This is a genomic window from Cedecea davisae, from assembly GCF_044095835.1.
GTDB lineage: Bacteria > Pseudomonadota > Gammaproteobacteria > Enterobacterales > Enterobacteriaceae > Cedecea > Cedecea davisae.
This window is the reverse complement of the sequence record NZ_CP172054.1, coordinates 168,402-183,998: the sequence shown is the minus strand read 5'-3', so window position 1 is coordinate 183,998 and position 15,597 is coordinate 168,402. Positions and strand designations below refer to the sequence as shown.

13 protein-coding genes are annotated in these 15,597 nt (G+C 55.0%); 8 read left to right on the top strand and 5 right to left on the bottom strand.

The features are described 5' to 3' along the window. Nucleotides 1-643 precede the first annotated feature (643 nt). Nucleotides 644-2,263: a phosphoenolpyruvate carboxykinase (ATP) gene (gene pckA / locus ACG1VR_RS01235; RefSeq protein ID WP_172568849.1), complete on the top strand. Its 1,620-nt coding sequence runs from the start codon at nucleotides 644-646 to the stop codon at nucleotides 2,261-2,263. Nucleotides 2,264-2,325: 62 nt separating this feature from the next. Here the strand turns inward: pckA and envZ are convergent, their stop codons facing one another. Together envZ and ompR are read right to left on the bottom strand one after the other, a co-directional pair. Beyond that, complete coding sequence (envZ, locus tag ACG1VR_RS01230) at nucleotides 2,326-3,675, bottom strand: two-component system sensor histidine kinase EnvZ (protein ID WP_016538533.1); 1,350 nt, start codon at nucleotides 3,673-3,675, stop codon at nucleotides 2,326-2,328. Further along, complete coding sequence (ompR, locus tag ACG1VR_RS01225) at nucleotides 3,672-4,391, bottom strand: two-component system response regulator OmpR (protein ID WP_006177890.1); 720 nt, start codon at nucleotides 4,389-4,391, stop codon at nucleotides 3,672-3,674. The genes envZ and ompR overlap by 4 nt, the downstream gene beginning before the upstream one ends. A 238-nt stretch (nucleotides 4,392-4,629) precedes the next feature. Here ompR and greB point away from each other — a divergent pair, with 238 nt between their 5' ends. From greB to feoC, 5 genes are all read left to right on the top strand, one after another. Next, nucleotides 4,630-5,109 carry a transcription elongation factor GreB gene (gene greB / locus ACG1VR_RS01220; protein WP_016538534.1) on the top strand — a complete coding sequence of 160 codons (480 nt, stop codon included), beginning with the start codon at nucleotides 4,630-4,632 and terminating at the stop codon, nucleotides 5,107-5,109. 112 nt (nucleotides 5,110-5,221) lie between these two features. Beyond that, nucleotides 5,222-7,555: a Tex family protein gene (locus tag ACG1VR_RS01215; RefSeq protein WP_395489998.1), complete on the top strand. Its 2,334-nt coding sequence runs from the start codon at nucleotides 5,222-5,224 to the stop codon at nucleotides 7,553-7,555. Nucleotides 7,556-8,017: 462 nt separating this feature from the next. Further along, entirely contained in the window at nucleotides 8,018-8,242 is a 225-nt protein-coding gene (gene feoA, locus ACG1VR_RS01210) for a ferrous iron transporter A (protein WP_016538536.1), read from the top strand. A gap of 52 nt (nucleotides 8,243-8,294) precedes the next feature. Beyond that, on the top strand, nucleotides 8,295-10,613 hold the full coding sequence (gene feoB, locus ACG1VR_RS01205) for a Fe(2+) transporter permease subunit FeoB (RefSeq protein WP_016538537.1): 2,319 nt from the start codon (nucleotides 8,295-8,297) through the stop codon (nucleotides 10,611-10,613). A gap of 10 nt (nucleotides 10,614-10,623) precedes the next feature. After that, nucleotides 10,624-10,860 carry a [Fe-S]-dependent transcriptional repressor FeoC gene (gene feoC, locus ACG1VR_RS01200; RefSeq protein WP_016538538.1) on the top strand — a complete coding sequence of 79 codons (237 nt, stop codon included), beginning with the start codon at nucleotides 10,624-10,626 and terminating at the stop codon, nucleotides 10,858-10,860. Between the two features lie 46 nt (nucleotides 10,861-10,906). On the opposite strand, the gene ACG1VR_RS01195 is transcribed toward feoC, so the two are convergent. Beyond that, nucleotides 10,907-11,185 carry a YdgH/BhsA/McbA-like domain containing protein gene (locus ACG1VR_RS01195; RefSeq protein ID WP_016538539.1) on the bottom strand — a complete coding sequence of 93 codons (279 nt, stop codon included), beginning with the start codon at nucleotides 11,183-11,185 and terminating at the stop codon, nucleotides 10,907-10,909. 130 nt (nucleotides 11,186-11,315) lie between these two features. Further along, complete coding sequence (gene bioH / locus ACG1VR_RS01190) at nucleotides 11,316-12,092, bottom strand: pimeloyl-ACP methyl ester esterase BioH (protein WP_395489996.1); 777 nt, start codon at nucleotides 12,090-12,092, stop codon at nucleotides 11,316-11,318. Nucleotides 12,093-12,130: 38 nt separating this feature from the next. Between bioH and gntX the strand changes: the two genes are divergently transcribed. Together gntX and nfuA are read left to right on the top strand one after the other, a co-directional pair. Next, nucleotides 12,131-12,814: a DNA utilization protein GntX gene (gene gntX, locus ACG1VR_RS01185; RefSeq protein WP_395489994.1), complete on the top strand. Its 684-nt coding sequence runs from the start codon at nucleotides 12,131-12,133 to the stop codon at nucleotides 12,812-12,814. A gap of 58 nt (nucleotides 12,815-12,872) precedes the next feature. Continuing rightward, nucleotides 12,873-13,448, top strand: a complete 576-nt coding sequence (gene nfuA / locus ACG1VR_RS01180) for a Fe-S biogenesis protein NfuA (protein WP_016538542.1) — start codon at nucleotides 12,873-12,875, stop codon at nucleotides 13,446-13,448. 66 nt (nucleotides 13,449-13,514) lie between these two features. On the opposite strand, the gene malQ is transcribed toward nfuA, so the two are convergent. Continuing rightward, the gene (malQ, locus tag ACG1VR_RS01175) at nucleotides 13,515-15,593 is read right to left on the bottom strand and encodes a 4-alpha-glucanotransferase (RefSeq protein WP_395489993.1); all 2,079 of its coding nucleotides are present in this window, start codon (nucleotides 15,591-15,593) and stop codon (nucleotides 13,515-13,517) included. Nucleotides 15,594-15,597 lie beyond the last annotated feature (4 nt).

Genomic DNA, 15,597 nt, shown 5'->3' with positions numbered 1-15,597 from the left:
TGTTCACTGCGCTAACCTTCACTAAGTCCTTATGAAAGTACGGCCCTCCATGGGTCATTATTTATAGCAGTAAGCACTTCATCCGTATGGGAAATATGATATCTTACAGACCGGCTACGATGTTCGGAGAGCGACGTTTCAGGGAGTTTATAATGGAAGGCGAAATCTAGCCCGGCCATTAATTCCTAACTATAAAAAAACGCTCATTAAAAATATATCGCAGAAAAATAAAAAATAAAAAAACAAGTCAACACACTGATAAATAATGAGTTTCCATTTAAACATGATGTAATAATCATCAAAAAAACGCAATAACAACAAATATTCATTATAATTATTAAGTTTCTCTATCCACCTCCCAAAATAAACAAAAAGCAATCGCCCAGCGCCATTAACAAATAGAATATTAAATTAATATTTACTTTGAATACAAACATCAATTAAATACTTTTAAATACAATTAAATATTAGAACAATAAAACGACAGCAAGGCACAACCGTTTCAGCCTGCAATTAATCTTATTTATTGATTCGAAATATCAATTTTTTGGCGGATCCCCAAATCTATGATGATGGTCGCGGTTAACAACCCCTAAACAATTCTACAATATTGGGCACTATAAATTGGCTAAGGAGCAGTGAAATGCGAGTTAAAGGCATAACCCCGCAAGATCTCAAGGCTTATGGCATTAATGATGTTAGCGAAGTCGTCCACAACCCCGATTATGACACCCTCTACCGCGAAGAGCTCGACCCCAAACTGGAAGGTTACGAGCGTGGCGTAGTGACAAATTTAGGCGCAGTTGCCGTCGATACCGGGATCTTCACCGGCCGCTCGCCGAAAGATAAATACATCGTTCGCGATGACACCACCCGCGACACGCTCTGGTGGGCCGATAACGGCAAAGGCAAAAACGATAACAAACCCCTTTCTGAAGAGACCTGGCATCAGTTGAAAGGCCTCGTCACCGGGCAGCTTTCCGGCAAACGTCTGTTTATTCTCGATGCATTCTGCGGCGCCAACGCCGACACGCGCCTCTCGGTCAGGTTTATTACCGAAGTCGCCTGGCAGGCTCATTTCGTTAAAAATATGTTCATTCGCCCGACCGACGAAGAACTGGCAACGTTCGAGCCGGATTTTGTGGTGATGAACGGTGCAAAATGCACCAACCCAAACTGGAAAGAGCAGGGCCTGAACTCCGAAAACTTCGTGGCGTTTAACCTTACTGAACGCATGCAGCTTATCGGCGGCACCTGGTACGGCGGCGAAATGAAAAAAGGGATGTTCTCTATTATGAACTACCTGCTGCCGTTGAAAGGTATTGCCTCTATGCACTGCTCGGCAAACGTTGGCGAGAAAGGCGATGTGGCCGTGTTCTTCGGCCTCTCCGGCACCGGTAAAACCACCCTTTCTACCGACCCGAAACGCCGCCTGATTGGCGATGATGAGCACGGCTGGGACGATGACGGCGTATTCAATTTCGAAGGCGGCTGTTACGCCAAAACCATTCGCCTGTCGGAAGAGGCCGAGCCGGATATCTACCACGCTATCCGCCGCGACGCGCTGTTGGAAAACGTCACCGTTCGGGCAGATGGTACGATCGATTTTGATGACGCATCCAAAACGGAGAACACCCGCGTCTCTTACCCGATTTACCACATCGACAATATCGTTAAGCCGGTTTCGAAAGCGGGTCACGCGACCAAGGTTATCTTCCTGACGGCGGATGCATTCGGCGTACTGCCTCCGGTCTCACGCCTGACGGCAAACCAGACCCAGTATCATTTCCTGTCCGGCTTTACCGCCAAGCTCGCGGGCACCGAGCGCGGCGTTACCGAGCCGACACCCACCTTCTCCGCATGCTTCGGCGCAGCCTTCCTGTCGCTGCACCCAACACAATATGCCGAAGTTCTGGTTAAACGCATGCAGGCCGCTGGCGCGCAGGCTTACCTGGTCAACACCGGCTGGAACGGCACCGGCAAACGTATCTCAATTAAAGATACCCGCGCCATCATCGACGCTATCCTCGATGGCTCGTTGGACGATGCCGAAACCTTCACCCTGCCGATGTTTAACCTGGCTATTCCGACCTCGCTAGCCGGCGTTGACAGCCATATTCTGGACCCGCGTAATACCTACGGCTCCCCGGAACAGTGGCAGGAAAAAGCAGAGCAGCTGGCGAAACTGTTTGTAGAAAACTTCGAGAAATATACCGATACCCCTGCCGGGGCGGCGCTGGTTGCGGCCGGTCCTAAGCTTTAATTAGCTGATACAGGCGAAAAAAAACGAACCCTTCGGGGTTCGTTTTTTATTTAGCCTGGCGATTAACTTTCGCGATGAGCTACCACGCGGACTATTGGCAGCGGTAAATAAGCACGAATACGCAGCCCACCCCGCTCGCTTTTCCCTAAGTCCAACATCCCGTTATGGTTATCGATAATCCGCTGTACGATGGCTAAGCCAAGCCCGGTGCCGCTGGTGCTGCGGGCGCTGTCGCCGCGCACAAACGGCTGGAACAGATGCTGGAGCTGATCCGGCTCAATTCCCGGGCCATCATCCTCAACCTGGAACCAGGCGCGATTTAGCTCGCTGCCGCTGCTAACCTTGATCCAACCGTTACCGTAGCGGGCGGCGTTAACCACCATATTCGCCACCGCGCGCTTAATTGAAAGCGGGTGAATATTAAGGCGAATTTCCCCGTCCATCAGGTCGGTATCAATTTCGCGCTCATAGCCACTCTCGGCGGCAATCACTTCGCCCAGCACGCTGTTAAGATCGGCCATTTCCAGCGGCATTTCCTGCCCGGTGCGCAGGTAGTCGATAAACTGCTCGATAATCGCATTACACTCTTCGATATCTTTATTTATCGACTCCGCCAGATAGCCGTCTTCCTGGCCCATCATTTCCGTCGCCAGGCGAATACGCGTCAGCGGCGTACGCAGGTCATGGCTCACGCCCGCCATCAGCAACGTGCGGTCATCTGCAAGCTGCTTAACGCCCGCGGCCATGTGGTTAAACGCCCGGGTTACCGACCTCACTTCCGAAGCCCCGTATTCACGCAGCGGCGGCGGAATTATGCCTTTACCGACCTGCAGCGCTGCGTGCTCCAGGTCGACCAGCGGTCGGTTCTGTATTCGGATAAATAGCCAGGCCCCGCCGATTGCCAGCAGCATAATCGCCAGCGTATAGCGGAACAGCGGGGAGAAATCGCCCTGATGGATTTCGGTAAGCGGCACCCGCACCCAGATATTTGGCGACAGCCAGGTTTTCAGCCAGACGACCGGCGAGCTTTTGTTAACCTCAACGCGTACTTCCGTCGGGCCGCCAAGCTGCTGCGCCATCTGCTGGCTGAGAAACTCATAATGCTGCGCCCAGCGCAGGCCTGCATCTTCCGCCGCCTCGTTAGAGTAAAGCGAAATCCCCAGCTCGCGGTAAATCTCACGACGAAATGCAGGCGGCACCACAAGCTGGGTGCCGTCTTCAAGCTGCAGTTTGTCGGTCATCAGCATCCTGACTTCGTACGCCAGCACCTTATTGAACTGCTGCAGGCTCGGCAAAATCGCGAAGTTCAGGACCACAAGATAGGTCGTCACCAGGCTGACGAACAGCAGGGTGACGATCAGCAACAGCGTACGGGCAAACGAGCTTCTGGGTGAGAAGCGGACTCGCCTCATGCCTTAGCGCCGTCCGGGACGAAGACGTAGCCAAGACCCCAAACGGTCTGGATATAACGCGGATGCGCCGGGTCCTCTTCCACCATGCGGCGCAGGCGGGAGATTTGTACGTCGATGGAACGTTCCATCGCAGAGTATTCACGACCGCGCGCCAGGTTCATTAACTTATCGCGGGACAGCGGCTCACGCGGGTGGCTCACCAGTGCTTTCAGCACCGCAAACTCACCGCTGGTCAGCGGCATAGGCTCGTCTTCGCGGAACATTTCGCGAGTACCGAGGTTCAGCTTGAATTTACCGAACGCAATAACCGCTTCTTCCTGAGAAGGCGCGCCCGGCAGTTCATTGGCCTGACGGCGCAGCACGGCACGGATACGAGCCAGCAGTTCACGTGGGTTAAACGGCTTAGGAATATAGTCATCCGCGCCAATTTCCAGGCCAACGATGCGGTCGACTTCTTCGCCCTTGGCGGTCACCATGATAATCGGCATTGGGTTGCTCTGGCTGCGCAGACGGCGGCAGATAGAAAGGCCATCTTCGCCCGGCAACATCAGGTCCAGCACCATCAGGTGGAAGGATTCGCGGGTCAGCAGGCGATCCATTTGTTCGGCGTTGGCGACGCTGCGAACCTGGAAGCCCTGCTCGGTGAGATAACGCTCTAACAGCGCGCGCAGGCGCATGTCGTCATCGACGACCAGAATTTTATAGTTCTCTTGCATCGTAAGTACTCCCAAAGGCTCGAACAGTTGAGTGTCTATTCTTAAAAAACTGCGTTAATACAACCAGTCAATTCTGGTATACATTCTAGTCGAAATTGTTACAAAGCATATTAAACAGTCGGTTATCAACGTTTTAAATCAAAATTTGGTGACTTGCTTCCCAAATTACGGCGGTTGCATTCCTCATTGAGCATCGGTTTAAATCACACTCTGATTTTACAGGCAGCAGGGCAGAAAAATGAAAACGCCGTTAATCACCCGTGAAGGCTACGAAAAGCTCAAAAAAGAGCTGGATTATCTGTGGCGTGAAGAGCGCCCCGAAGTGACCAAAAAAGTCACCTGGGCGGCAAGCCTCGGCGACCGCAGTGAAAACGCCGACTACCAGTACAATAAAAAGCGGCTCCGCGAGATAGACCGCCGGGTTCGCTATATCACCAAATCCCTTGAGCGGCTGAAAATCGTCGATTATTCGCCGCAGCAGGAAGGCAAAGTCTTCTTTGGCGCCTGGGTCGAAATTGAAAACGACGACGGTAACCTGCTGCGCTTTCGTATCGTCGGCTACGACGAGATTTTTGGCCGCAAGGATTACATTTCTATCGATTCACCGATGGCCCGCGCCCTGCTAAAGAAAGAAGTCGGCGACCAGGCCGTGGTGCAAACCCCGTCCGGGGAGACGCAGTGGTACGTCAATGAAATTGAGTACCCTAAGCCAGAATAACGAGCGGCAGAACAGTCCGAAACCCGATATTCGTCGGTCGGCGGCTGGCAATTTTACGCCCCGATCCGTATAACTGTTTGCTGAATTTTCCGTATTACACAGATGAAAAGCCATGATGAATGATTCGCTTTGCCGCATTATTGCGGGTGAGCTTCACGCCAGAAACGAACAGGTAGAAGCCGCCGTTCGCCTGCTGGATGAAGGGAATACCGTGCCGTTTATCGCACGTTATCGTAAGGAAGTCACCGGCGGTCTGGATGACACGCAACTGCGTCAACTGGAAACTCGTCTTAGTTACCTGCGTGAACTTGAAGAGCGCCGCCAGACCATCCTCAAGTCGATTGCCGACCAAGGCAAACTGAGCGACGAGCTCGCAGGGGCGATTAACGGGACTTTAAGCAAAACCGAGCTTGAAGACCTCTACCTGCCGTATAAACCGAAACGCCGCACCCGCGGGCAAATCGCCATTGAAGCGGGCCTTGAACCGCTGGCCGACTTGCTGTGGAACGAGCCTTCCCACGAGCCGGAACAGGAAGCAGCCCGCTTCGTTGATGCCGATAAAGGTGTTGCCGACGTCAAAGCCGCGCTGGATGGCGCACGCTATATCCTTATGGAGCGCTTCGCGGAAGACGCTGGGCTGCTGGCCAAAGTGCGTGACTATTTGTGGAAAAATGCCCATCTGGTTTCCGTTGTTGTCAGCGGTAAAGAGGAAGAAGGCGCTAAATTCCGCGACTACTTCGACCACCATGAACCGATTTCCACCGTACCCTCACACCGCGCGCTGGCGATGTTCCGTGGCCGCAACGAAGGTATTTTACAGCTGTCGCTCAACGCCGACCCGCAGTTTGATGAGCCGCCGCGCGAAAGCTACTGCGAGCAGTTGATCATCAACCATCTCGGTCTGCGCCTGAATAACGCGGCGGCAGACAGCTGGCGTAAAGCGGTTGTCAGCTGGACGTGGCGCATTAAGGTGCTGATGCATCTGGAAACCGAGCTGATGGGCAGCGTGCGCGAACGTGCGGAAGACGAAGCGATTAACGTCTTTGCCCGTAACCTTCACGATCTGCTGATGGCCGCTCCCGCCGGGCTGCGCGCCACAATGGGCCTCGACCCTGGCCTGCGTACCGGCGTGAAGGTGGCGGTAGTTGACGCCACCGGCAAACTGGTTGCGACCGACACGATTTACCCCCATACCGGCCAGGCGGCCAAAGCGGCTGTCGCCGTTGCGGCACTGTGCGAGAAACACAACGTCGAGCTGGTCGCCATCGGCAACGGCACCGCTTCCCGCGAGACAGAACGTTTCTTCCTCGACGTGCAAAAACAGTTCCCGAAGGTCACGGCGCAGAAAGTTATCGTCAGCGAAGCCGGCGCTTCCGTCTACTCGGCTTCGGAGCTGGCCGCGCTGGAATTCCCGGACCTGGATGTGTCTATTCGCGGCGCTGTTTCCATCGCCCGCCGCCTGCAGGACCCGCTGGCTGAGCTGGTGAAAATCGATCCTAAATCTATCGGCGTTGGCCAGTACCAGCACGACGTGAGCCAAACGCAGCTGGCGAAGAAGCTGGATGCAGTGGTGGAAGACTGCGTAAACGCCGTTGGCGTAGACCTGAATACCGCCTCCGTTCCGCTGCTGACCCGCGTTGCGGGGCTAACGCGCATGATGGCGCAGAATATCGTGAGCTGGCGTGATGAAAACGGCCGCTTCCAGAACCGCCAACAGTTGCTGAAAGTCAGCCGTCTGGGGCCAAAAGCCTTCGAGCAATGTGCGGGCTTCCTGCGTATTAACCACGGCGACAACCCGCTTGATGCTTCTACCGTCCACCCGGAAGCCTACCCGGTGGTCGAGCGTATTCTGGCTGCAACCCAGCAGGCGCTTGCCGACCTGATGGGCAACAGCAACGGACTGCGCGACCTGAAGGCCAGCCAGTTTACCGATGAGCGTTTCGGGGTGCCAACCGTCACCGACATCATCAAAGAGCTGGAAAAACCGGGCCGCGATCCACGCCCTGAGTTTAAAACCGCGCAGTTTGCTGAAGGCGTTGAAACCATGAACGACCTGACGCCGGGCATGGTGCTGGAAGGTGCGGTGACCAACGTCACTAACTTTGGTGCTTTCGTGGATATCGGCGTTCATCAGGACGGGCTGGTGCATATCTCGTCCCTGTCCGACAAGTTTATCGACGACCCGCATAAAGTGGTGAAAGCAGGCGATATCGTGAAGGTCAAAGTGCTGGAAGTCGATTTGCAACGTAAACGCATCGCTTTAACCATGCGCCTTGACGAGCAGCCGGGCGAAAGCGGTAGCCGTCGCAGCAGCAGTAACAGCGCCCCTCGCGAGCAGAAAGGCCGCCCTGCGGCACAGCCGAAACCGCGCGGGCGTGACAACGCCAGCGGCGGCAACAGCGCAATGATGGATGCGCTGGCGGCGGCAATGGGCAAGAAGCGTTAAATCATGCTCCTCTTCCTGCAAAGGGAGAGGAGTTATTTTCATTTGCGGTGTAAAAACGAAAAAAATAAGCCTGGCTTGATCTAAATCAATTCTCAATAAATACTCAACGCGGAAACCAGCAATTATCACCTTCGTAACATCAGCGATACCTGAATAACATCGCAATAATAATTTAACGCCACAAATTAAAAATAAATTATAACTATTCAAATAGTTACAGACAACCCCCATCATCAATGCATTACGCCCCCTCTCTAATCACCAGAAAAAAATAATTAAATTCGTTAAATCCGGCCTCAAAAATAAATATTGTGGGCGGTAACCATTCTCATTATCATTGCATTGAACGTTATTTCTTCTCTTTCTTCCGACAGTTTAATTGGCATTCATCGTGCGAATACATCGCCATTGAAACGAGAATTCAGCCAGAGTCAATGCAGAGCCCAGCTCTAAGTAGGTCCTATGCAATTCTTACCGAATAGCGCGTGGAAAATTACCGGCTTCGCCCGCGAAATCAGTCCGGCTTATCGCCAGAAATTATTGTCCCTCGGCATGCTTCCGGGTTCCTCGTTTAACGTGGTACGCGTAGCCCCACTCGGCGACCCCATTCATATCGAAACTCGCCGCGTTAGCCTGGTGCTGCGCAAGAAAGATCTCGCGCTGGTTAATGTCGAAGCCGTTTTCTAACGGCAGGTGAGCGCTCGCGCTTGTTGCAAACTCAACGAAGTCCACGAATAAAATGAAAAACTTAACCATTGGTTTAATCGGTAATCCCAACTCGGGGAAAACCACGCTCTTCAATCAGCTGACGGGTGCCCGCCAGCGCGTGGGCAACTGGGCTGGCGTGACCGTAGAACGTAAAGAAGGTCAGTTTTCCACCCTTGAGCATCAGGTGACGCTGGTTGATTTACCCGGCACCTATTCACTCACCACTATTTCGTCCCAGACTTCTCTTGATGAGCAAATCGCCTGCCACTACATCCTCAGCGGCGATGCAGACTTGCTGGTAAACGTGGTTGATGCTTCCAACCTTGAGCGCAACCTGTACCTCACCCTGCAACTGCTGGAGCTGGGCATTCCGTGCGTGGTCGCGCTTAACATGCTCGACATCGCCGAGAAGCAGGCCATCCGTATTGATATCGATGCCCTCGCCGCTCGCCTGGGCTGCCCGGTCGTGCCGCTGGTCTCAACCCGCGGTCGCGGTATCGAAAGCCTGAAGCTCGCCATCGACCGCAAACAGCCCAACCAACAAAGTGACCTGGTGCATTATCCGCAGGTCTTGTTGCAGCAGGCAGACAGCCTGGCCGCAGACATGCCGCAGGAGATGCCCGCCAAACAGCGCCGCTGGCTGGCGCTTCAAATGTTGGAAGGCGATATCTACAGCCAGGCTTACGCTGGCAACGCTTCCGACAAGCTGGAAATTGCTCGCGCCCATCTCGCGGAGACGATTGAAGATCCGGCCCTGCTGATTGCCGATGCGCGTTATCAGAGCATTGCTTCGGTATGCGAGGCGGTCAGCAACAGCCTGACGGCGGAGCCAAATCGCCTGACCGTAGCGATGGACAAAGTCATCCTCAACCGCTATCTCGGGCTGCCGGTATTCATGCTGGTGATGTATCTGATGTTCCTGCTGGCGATTAATATCGGCGGCGCGCTACAGCCAATATTTGACGCAGGCTCGGTCGCTATCTTTATCCACGGCATTCAGTGGCTGGGGTACACGCTGCATTTCCCAAACTGGCTCACCGTCTTCCTGGCTCAGGGCGTGGGCGGCGGGATCAACACCGTGCTGCCGCTGGTGCCGCAAATCGGCATGATGTATCTGTTCCTCTCCTTCCTGGAGGACTCCGGCTACATGGCTCGCGCCGCATTTGTGATGGACCGCCTGATGCAGTCTCTCGGTCTGCCGGGCAAATCATTCGTGCCGCTAATCGTTGGCTTCGGCTGTAACGTGCCTTCGGTTATGGGCGCACGAACTCTGGATGCCCCACGCGAACGCCTGATGACCATCATGATGGCACCGTTTATGTCCTGCGGCGCTCGGCTGGCAATTTTCGCGGTATTTGCCGCTGCCTTCTTCGGCCAACAGGGCGCGCTGATTGTGTTCTCCCTTTATATTCTCGGCATCGTGATGGCGATTCTCACCGGCCTGATGCTGAAACACACCATCATGCGCGGCGAGGCGACCCCTTTCGTTATGGAGCTGCCGGTTTATCACGTTCCGCACCTTAAGAGCCTGCTGCTGCAAACCTGGCAACGCCTGAAAGGCTTTGTACTGCGTGCCGGTAAAGTGATTGTCATCGTCAGTATTTTCATCGGCGCGTTGAACAGCTTTTCGTTCAGCGGCAAAGCGGTAGATAACATTAACGACTCGGCTCTGGCATCCGTCAGCCGTGTGTTGACCCCGCTGTTGAAACCTATCGGCGTGCATGAAGACAACTGGCAGGCTACCGTTGGGTTGTTTACCGGCGCGATGGCAAAAGAAGTTGTGGTCGGTACCCTGAACACCCTTTACACCGCCGAAGATATTCATAACGAAGAGTTCGACGCTGCCAGCTTTAATCTGGTTGACGAACTCGGTGCCGCCGCCGATGAAACCTGGCAGAGCCTGAAAAATACCTTCAGCCTCAGCGTGCTGGCAAACCCGATAGAGGCCAGCAAAGGCGACGGGGAGATGTCCTCCGGCCCGATGGGCGTGATGAGCAGCAAGTTTGGCAGCGAAGCCGCGGCCTACAGCTACCTTATCTTTGTCCTGCTCTATATCCCGTGCATCTCCGTAATGGGTGCGATTGCCCGTGAGTCCAGCCGCGGCTGGATGACCTTCTCGGTGCTTTGGGGGCTGAACATCGCCTATTCGCTCTCCACGCTGTACTACCAGAGCGTCACCTTCAGCGCCCATCCTCGGTTTAGCCTGGTCTGTATTCTTGCGGTGGTGCTCTTCAACGTGCTGCTGCTTGGCGGCCTGCGCCGCGCCCGCAGCCGGGTTGACGTGTCGCTGTTGGCAACCAGAAAAACGCCGTCCACCTGCTGCCAGAGCAGCGCGGGCGACTGCCATTAAGGAGCGAATCATGGCGAGCCTGATTGATATCCGCAACGCGTTGGCGCTCCAGGGCCGCCTGGAAGCCTCGCAGATAAGCCAGCAGCTCGCTACGCCCCTGCCAATGGTTACCGCCATGCTGGGGCGACTTGAAGCCATGGGCAAAGCGATGCGCATCAGCGAAGACCCGAGTAGCTGCCTGACGGGGAGCTGCAAAAGTTGCCCGGAAGGAAAGAAATGCGTGCGGGAGCTTTGGGCCTTACGCTAGATAAAAAAAGGCGGGTCATCCCCGCCTTGCTTCATTCCTGAGTTTGTTACTTCGCTATTTTGTACACGTCCGCAGTGGCATGCACGTTTTTGGTGTATTTCTCAGCGCTGGTCACGACAAAGTAGTCCCCGCCCAGCTTATCGGCCTTTTTGGTTAGATCTCTTCTTGCGTCCATCGGCGCGGAGGTTTTATCCGTCACGATAGTGCCGATTTTAGTTAACTTCATGCCTGCAACTTTATCTTTTTCAAGTTCTTTAGCCGCAAAAGCGCCAAAGGAAACAGCACTAACCAACAATGTCGTAACGATGCCTGTTATCAATTTCATAGCCAGCACTCTCCGTAGGTATCTGTTTTTTTCAACCGGGATTCACCCCGTAACGGTTAATTATTCACCCTTTGCACGGTGAATAATTGAGTATTGGCACAAAATGATTTTTTCGCCACGGATGAACAGGTTACTCCTCCAGCTGTTGATTAAGCTCAAGTAGCGTCTGGCAAAACTCATTCGGATGAGAGATAAACGGCGCATGAGCCGCTTTAGCGAATATCTGCGAACGCGACTGCGGCCAAAGTTCGTCGAGCAAAGGTACGATTTTGCGCGGCACCAGCCCGTCCAGGCGACCATACAGGCGTAAATGTGGAATGGTTGAATGAGCCAGAGCGGCTCGCAGGTCGGCCGTTCTCAGGATCTCCAGCCCGCCGTTTAATACTTCAACCTCCGGCATCGGCTGCTCAAGCACCACCGATTTAAGCAGGCGCGCGTCCTGGCGAGCCGTTTCCGTACCCATAGTTTGCAGCGCGAGGAAGCGCTCGACCGTGCGCTGAAAATCTTCGCTAAGCTGCTGCTGGAAACCGGCCAGCACCTCAGGCTTGATCCCCGGCCAGTCGCCGCTGGCGGTGAAGCAGGGAGAGGAAGCTACGGTCACCAGACCCCGCACTCGCTCCGGCTGTAAAAGCGCAATCTGGCTTGCCACAAGCCCGCCCAGACTCCAGCCCAGCCAGATAGCACGCTCCGGCGCCTGAGCCAACACGATTTCCGCCATTTGCTCCAGGGTTAACGAGCCAAAACCTTTGCTCCTGCCGTAGCCCGGCAAATCAACAAGGTGAAGCCGGAAATGCGAGCCGAGTTCCGCCGTAATGTTATGCCACACTCCGGCATTCAGTCCCCATCCGTGCAACAGCACAAGATCGTCTTTTCCTTCACCTTTTGTTTGCCACCACAGGTCGCTCATCAGTTACCGTTCTCGTTTTAATCCGCAAGGAGGCCGCTATGCTAACAATCCCTGGCCGCTGTTGGCTATGCCAGTTACCGCTCGCCTGCCCGGGGTGGGGAATTTGCTCGCGCTGCACCGGCTCGCTTCCACAACCTCCGCCCTACTGCTCGTGCTGCGGCCTGCCCGCATTAAGCGGAAAATTGCTCTGCGGGCGCTGCCTGCAAAAACAGCCGGAGTGGGACAAGCTAACCTTCGTGACAGATTACCTTCCGCCGCTGAATAAGCTTATCCACCAGCTAAAATTTAACGGTTCACCTTCCCTCGCCCCCGCGCTGGCCCGGCTTTTACTGCTGAGCGTACTGGCCGCCAGGCGCGAAGGCAAAATTAGCCTGCCGGACCTCATCCTCAGCGTGCCGCTGCACCACACCCGGGCATGGCGGCGCGGCTATAACCAAAGCGCACTTATTGCCACCCCGCTGGCACATTGGCTGGGGCGAGAACATTTGCCTTTTGCTATCAAACGTATACGTTCATCACCCGCGCAGAGCCGGCTGACGGCCAGGCAGCGAAAGAAGAATTTGAAAGGCATCTTTAGGGTTGAAATCCCGGTGGCAGGTCGCCATATCGTTGTTGTGGATGATGTCGTGACGACGGGTAGCACTGTTGCGGAGATAGCGCGCATGCTGAAGAGGCAGGGCGCGGCGACTGTCCAGGTATGGTGCCTGTGTCGAACCTTGTAGACCCTCGACGATGGGCGTATTATAACCGACTAAAATAGTCAACTATTGAGCAATCGTTATGATCCGTATTTCCGATGCTGCACAATCCCACTTTGCCAAACTGCTGGCAAATCAGGAAGAAGGGACGCAAATCCGCGTATTCGTAATCAATCCTGGCACCCCAAATGCGGAGTGTGGTGTGTCTTATTGTCCGCCGGATGCGGTTGAAGCTACCGATACCGCCCTGCCGTTTGAGCAGTTAACCGCTTATGTGGACGAGCTGAGCGCACCTTATCTTGAAGATGCCGAAATTGACTTCGTCACCGACCAGCTAGGCTCCCAGCTGACGCTGAAAGCGCCAAACGCGAAGATGCGTAAAGTTTCCGACGATGCGCCGCTGATGGAGCGCGTTGAGTATATGCTGCAGGCCACCGTTAACCCACAGCTGGCAGGCCACGGCGGCCGCGTAACGCTGATGGAAATCACCGACGAAGGCTACGCTATTCTGCAATTTGGCGGCGGCTGTAACGGCTGTTCAATGGTAGACGTAACGCTGAAAGAAGGGATTGAGAAGCAGCTGCTGAACGAGTTCCCTGAGCTGAAAGGCGTGCGTGACCTGACCGAGCACCAGCGCGGCGAGCACTCTTATTACTAGTTTGACCCTCACCCTAACCCTCTCCCTAAAAGGGAGAGGGGATAGATCGAGAAAATTGTGACGAACCTACGCTTTCTTACGCCGTTTATCTAAATCCTTCAGCAGCTTATTCACTCTCTCATCGCCAAACATCTGCTCAAGCGAATGCGTTAACTTGCGACGCCAGTTTTTATACTGATCGCTGGTTCCCGGAATATTCACCGGTTCCGCCATATCCAACCAGTCTTCCGGCTGTAGCCCAAGTAAGGCGCTGTTGCTGTCGGCTATATAGCGCTGCATCCCGCGATTTAATGTATCGGTCATGGTCATCAAGCTGGCTTTGTGCCCTGCGCGTTTCGGCAGGCAGCCGTACTTATGCAGGCTGTCCAGCAGACCCTGCTTAGCCCTTTCGCGATCCTCATACAGTCCTTTCAGAACGGCTTCATCGGGATAAAGCCCGAGCGTTTTGCCGAGCGTTAAATCGCCGCTGTTCCAGTATCCCCGCAGGGTCGGCAGGTCGTGAGTCGTTGCGACCGCCATAGACTGTTTCAGCCACGCGGCAGGTGCGCGGAACTGCTTCTCGCCGTCATGTTCGAAATACAGCACTTTGTACGAGTAAACCCCGCTGTCGCGCAGCTTGCCGACGATTTCTACCGGCACGGTTCCCAAATCCTCGCCAATCACCATGCAGCGGTGCCGCTGGCTTTCAAGGGCCAGAATGGCAAGCAGGTCGTCTACCGGATACTGAACGTAAGCCCCTTTATCCGCCGTTTCGCCGTAAGGGATCCACCACAGCCGGAGCATAGACATAACGTGATCGATGCGCAGCGCGCCGCAGTGGGTCATATTGGCACGCAGCAATTCGACGAAAGGCTGGTAGGCACGAGCCACCATCACATGAGGATCAACCGGCGGCAGCCCCCAGTTCTGCCCAAGCGGCCCGAGAATATCAGGCGGCGCACCCACGGAGGCTTTCAGGCAGTAGAGTTCACGGTCGCACCAGGTTTCAGACCCGCCTTCCGCCACGCCTACCGCCAGATCGCGGTAGAGGCCAATCGGCATGTTATAGCCCTGGCTCTCGTCCCAGCAGGCTTTAAACTGACGCCAGGCAAGATATTGCAGCCAAAGCCAGAAGTTAACCTCGTCGCGATGTTCATCGCAGAACAACTTAACCTCGGCGCTGTGGGCATCACGATAGCCCTCCGGCCAAACCGGCCAGCCCCAGCGCATAGCGTCCTGCTTCACCTGGTTTGCATGCAGCGCGTCATAAGCCGCCTGATAAAACAGCCCTTCACCGCCGTCGGCAACAAACTGGTTAAACGCCGCAACCTGCGGGTCTTTAGCCTTCCGCTGAGAAAACTGCTGCCACGCCATGCGCAGAGCGGAAATCTTGAGCGCCGTAACGGCAGAATAATCTACCCACTCGGCGTCCCTGGCCGCACGAAGCTGCTGCTGAGTCGAGCTTTTTTTCCACCACGCCTGCGCCTCTTTGCTGCTCTGAAAATCTTCAACCGCGTTAACGTCAATATAGATAACGTTCAGCCAGCGGCGAGATGAAGGGCTATACGGGCTGGCGCTCTCCGGGTTCGCCGGGTATAAAGCATGAATAGGGTTAAGGCCGATAAACGATCCGCCGCGGGCCGCAACATCTGCCAGCATGAGCTTTAAATCGCCAAAGTCCCCAATTCCCCAGTTTGCGTCGGAGCGCAGAGTGTAGAGCTGCACGCAGGCGCCCCACAGTTTTTTATCCTGCAATAAAGCATCCGGCTCATAGCAACGCGGCGGCGCAACGATAATCCGGCAGGCCCAGCGGCGGCCACCCTGTTCCACCCTCAGGTCGTGATAACCTTCAGGGAGTTTGGCGGGCAGCACCAGGTTCTTCCCGGCCACCGCGCTGCCGTGATGCTGCTCTCCGTCTTCGGTCGTCAGCTGCCAGCTAAATTCCCCTTCGCCCACCAGCGCCAGCTGCATACGCTGCCCGGCGGTAAAGACCTTAACGCCTGCCACCGGGCCAGGCCCGGATTCAGGTGCCGCAGTGCGGTTCATCGCCTCCAGCAGACGCCTTTTAGTATCCTCAGGAATATCCTGCGGCTTACCGTGCGCGTTGATGTAGTTCGGGCTAATTCCTGCCGCCAGAGCAGCATTATCAAGGCGTTTGCGTTCCATGGCG